4 protein-coding genes are annotated in these 3266 nt (G+C 63.4%); all 4 read right to left on the reverse strand.

What is annotated here, in order from left to right:
- Positions 1-140 precede the first annotated feature (140 nt).
- Positions 141-473, reverse strand: coding sequence for an excinuclease ABC subunit A (locus tag WBB85_RS09570; protein ID WP_432638394.1), 333 nt, complete (start codon positions 471-473; stop codon positions 141-143).
- An 86-nt stretch (positions 474-559) separates the two neighbouring features.
- Positions 560-1432, reverse strand: coding sequence for a 3-hydroxyisobutyrate dehydrogenase (gene mmsB, locus WBB85_RS09575; RefSeq protein WP_432638395.1), 873 nt, complete (start codon positions 1430-1432; stop codon positions 560-562).
- The gene (locus WBB85_RS09580) at positions 1429-2475 is read right to left on the reverse strand and encodes an enoyl-CoA hydratase/isomerase family protein (protein WP_432638396.1); all 1047 of its coding nucleotides are present in this window, start codon (positions 2473-2475) and stop codon (positions 1429-1431) included. Before WBB85_RS09580 ends, mmsB begins: the two co-directional genes overlap by 4 nt.
- On the reverse strand, positions 2475-3266 hold a 792-nt coding region (locus WBB85_RS09585; RefSeq protein ID WP_432638397.1), incomplete at its 5' end, for an acyl-CoA dehydrogenase family protein. The genes WBB85_RS09585 and WBB85_RS09580, both read right to left, overlap by 1 nt.

Below are 3266 nucleotides of genomic sequence, written 5' to 3' on the forward strand. Positions count from 1 at the left end.
CCTCTCGGCCGCGCTGCCGCGGTTTGCCGCAGCCGGTCACCTTTCCGGTTTGACGCGCTTTCGTCGGGGTTGCCTGAGCGCCGTTTCGCAAGAAACGGTGCGAGGCAGGATCGTGGCCCCGGAACGGGGCTGCCGCTGGATCAGTCGAGCAGCGCCGCCGTGGCGCGGATGAAATCTAGAATCTTGTAGGTGTCCTGATCGACGCGCAGGATCCGGCCGTCGATGACATAGTAGCGTTCGCCTCGTCGTAGCGGCGGCAGGTCATAGCGGTCGGGATAGCGGATCAGGTGGTAGTCGTAGTCACTGACCCGATCGCCGATGCGCGGACCCTGGTGATATTTCTTTGCCTGTCCGGGCGGCACGCAGGCAGGCGACTTCTTGGCCAGACCCGGCGGGCAATGGCCGTTGCCAGCATGGGCGGGCAGGGCGGCAACGGCAAGGCAGAGCGTGGCGAGCAACAGAACCGGTTTCATGGAACACACCTGAGAAGAACCTTCTTGCCCTTCCTATAGTCTGTCCCCCTCCGAAAGTGATTCACGACTTTGGCAATTGGCGGAAATCAGCCGCGATGGCGCTTTTCGAACCGGGGCAGCATGGCCGAGAAATCCATGCCCTTGCCGCCTTCGCTTTCGACGAAGCTCTCATAAAGCAGGGCCGCGAGGTGCCCCATCGGCGTGTCGGCATCTGCCGCCACTGCCGCCTGCTGCGACAGGCGCAGGTCCTTCAGCATCAGTTCGGCGGCAAAGCCGGGCTTGTAGGCGTTGTCGGCGGGCGATTGCGGTCCGACGCCCGGGGCCGGGCAATAGGCGTTCATCGTCCAGCTATAGCCTGAAGAGGTCGAGACGACGTCGAACATCTTCTGTCGGTCGAGGCCCAGCTTGTCGGCCAGTGCGAAAGCCTCACATGTGGCAATCATGGTGACACCAAGGATCATGTTGTTGCAGATCTTGGCGGCCTGCCCATTGCCCGAGGGACCGCAATGCACCGCCTTCTGGCCCATGATGTCGAAAAGCGGTTTGACGATGGCGAAAGCCGCGTCCGAGCCGCCCGCCATGAAAGTCAGCGTGCCTGCCGCGGCGCCGCCGATCCCGCCCGAGACGGGGGCGTCGATGGCCAGAACCCCGGCCTTCGCCGCATGATCGGCCACCGTGCGGGCGCTTTCCACATCGACCGTCGAGCAGTCGCAAAGGACCGCGCCCTGTTTCATGGCCGGGATCAGCTCATCCGCGACCACGCGCAGGATTGCGCCATTCGGCAGCATGGTGATGACCACATCGGCGTCTTTCGCGGCCCCTGCGGCGCTGATCGCGGCGACAACGCCATCGGGCATGGCTGCATGAATATCATGGCCGATCACATCATGGTCCGCCTCGACCAGGTTCGCCGCCATCGGTGCGCCCATATTGCCAAGGCCGATAAAGCCGATCTTCATGCCAGTTCCTCCTCGAATGACAACGCGTTCTGCCCGAGTGGCATCAGCATTTTCGACACATCCATACCGGGCACAGCCTCGGCGCTCTCATGCTGCCAGCGCGGAGTGCGGTCCTTGTCGATAATGGCCGCGCGGATGCCTTCGATGAAATCGCCTTGTTCCATCGCGCGCCAGGTAAAGCGGTATTCCAGGTCCAGCGCCCGGCGCATCGATGGCGCGCCGCGCAGCCGATGCAGCATTTCGACCGTGCAGGCGACCGAAAGCGGGGCCGAGCGATTGAACCCTTTCAGGGCCTCGGCGGCAAAGGCGCTGTGCGAATGGCGCAGCGCACGCTGGATATCGCCTGCCGTTTCGCCCGCGAAATGCGCGTCTATTTCGGGGCGAAGAATGTGGAGCCGGCCTTCGGGTGGCCCAGCGGTGTGGCTAAGGATGATCTGCGCATCACCGGTCTCAGCAAGCTTAGCCGTCAGGCTGGGCCAGTGGGCTTCCGGGACGAAAAGGTCGGCGAAACCAGCCAGGATCGCATCCGCCGGTCCCATCCGCGCGCCCGTGGTGCCGAGATATTCACCAAGCCGTCCCGGCGCGAGTGCCAGCAGGAACGAGCCGCCGACATCCGGCACGAGGCCAATGCCGCATTCGGGCATCGCGATCTGGCTGGTTTCGCCGACGATCCGGTGGCTGCCATGGCAGCCGACGCCGACACCGCCGCCCATGGTGAAACCCTGCAAGAGGCTCACCACCGGTTTGGGATAGCTGGCGATGCGGGCATTCATCCGGTATTCGTCGGCCCAGAACCGGCGGCCATAGGCATAGTCGCCCTTCGTCCCGGTCTCATACATCTCGGCGATGTCGCCACCTGCCGAGAAGGCGCGGTCGCCCTCGGCGTCGATCAGGACCAGCGCCACCTCTGCGTCATCGGCCCAAAGCGTCAGCGCCGCGTCGATATCAAGACACATCTCATAGGTCAGCGCATTCAGTGCTTTCGGCCGGTTCAGCGTGATCCGGCCCGCGCGGCCCTCTTTGCGGATATGAATATCAGCCATCAGCCCCTCTCGGCCAGCATAGCACGGCTGACAATCAGCCGCATGATCTCGTTCGTGCCTTCCAGGATCTGGTGCACACGCAGGTCGCGCACGATCTTTTCGATCCCGTAATCTGCCAGATAGCCATAGCCGCCATGCAGTTGCAGGCACTGATTGGCGACATCAAAGGCGTTGTCTGTAACAAGGAGTTTCGCCATGGCGCAGAATTTCGTGGCATCGGGCGTTTTGTGGTCCAGTTTCCACGCCGCCTGACGCAGGAAGCTACGCGAGGATTGCAGTTTGACCTCCAGCTCCGCCAGACGGAATTGCAGCGCCTGAAACTGGTCGAGCGATTTCCCGAACGCCTTGCGGTCGCCCATATAGGCCAAGGTCGTATCCAGCGCCGCCTGCGCGCCCCCAAGTGCTGAGGCCGCGATATTGAGCCGCCCGCCATCAAGGCCCGCCATTGCATAGGTGAAGCCCTTGCCCTCTTCACCCAGAAGGTTCGCGGCCGGGATCACGCAATCATCGAACTGCACCTGCGACGTGGGCTGTGCCCGCCAGCCCATCTTGTCTTCCAGCGCACCGAACGAGAGGCCCGGTGTTCCGGCCCTGACAATCACCGCCGAAATGCCTTTCGGCCCATCGCCGCCGGTCCTGACCATGGTCAGATAGGCGTCCGAATAAGACCCGCCCGAGATGAAGGCCTTGGTACCGTTGAGCCGCCAGCCCTCATTCGTCCGCTCGGCTTTCGTTCTGAGCGCGGCGGCGTCCGAGCCCGATCCGGGCTCGGTGAGGCAGTAGGAAAACAC

The sequence above is a fragment of the Albidovulum sp. genome, assembly GCF_049646345.1.
In the GTDB taxonomy this organism is placed as follows: Bacteria; Pseudomonadota; Alphaproteobacteria; order Rhodobacterales; family Rhodobacteraceae; genus Albidovulum.